General features: G+C 69.1%; 1 pseudogene. It reads left to right on the forward strand.

The annotated features are described in order from the left end of the window. Positions 1–246 (forward strand): annotated as a pseudogene (locus SB816_RS34120) (glycosyltransferase family 1 protein); the annotation flags it as partial.

Below are 246 nucleotides of genomic sequence, written 5' to 3' on the forward strand. Positions count from 1 at the left end.
GCTTCGACGGCGCGCTCGTCGCGGGCGAACGGCACCGCCGCTACGCGCTCTCGCTCGGCATCCCGATGACGCGTTCGCGCATCGGCTTCGACGTCGTCGACATCGACTATTTCGCGCGCCTCGCACAACGCGCGCGCGACAACGCCCGCAGCGTGCGCGAACGCTATCGCCTGCCGCCGCGTTTCCTGCTGTGCGTGAGCCGCTTCGTGGCGCGCAAGAACGTCGACGTGCTGATCGACGCCTATG

This window comes from Achromobacter sp. SIMBA_011, from assembly GCF_046535435.1.
GTDB lineage: Bacteria > Pseudomonadota > Gammaproteobacteria > Burkholderiales > Burkholderiaceae_B > Achromobacter > Achromobacter dolens.